This window comes from Nocardiopsis sp. KDC1DS13DA1, from assembly GCF_055632325.1.
The window spans coordinates 1-331 of sequence record NZ_JBVMUY010000065.1; the positions used below are offsets into that span (position 1 = coordinate 1).

Consider the following 331-nt stretch of genomic DNA (forward strand, 5'->3'; position numbering starts at 1 on the left):
CAGCGGCAGCGGATCGCGATCGCGCGGGCGTTGATCCTCAAGCCGAAGTTGATCATCTGTGACGAGCCGGTGTCGGCGTTGGACGTGTCGACGCAGGACCAGGTGTTGAAGCTGCTCTCGGAGTTGCAGGACGACTTCGGTCTGACCTATATCTTCGTGGCGCATGATCTGGCGGTGGTGCGGCAGGTCTCGGACCGGGTCGCGGTGATGCGCAAGGGCGAGGTGGTGGAGATGGGGGACAGTGACAGTGTGTACGAGAATCCGTCCAGTGCGTACACGCGTCAGTTGCTGACCGCGGCGCCGGTGCTGGACGCCGACGAGGCACGACGCC

At 64.4% G+C, this 331-nt stretch carries 1 pseudogene; it reads left to right on the top strand.

What is annotated here, in order from left to right:
* Positions 1–331 (top strand): annotated as a pseudogene (locus tag ACTVAJ_RS29350) (ABC transporter ATP-binding protein); the annotation flags it as partial.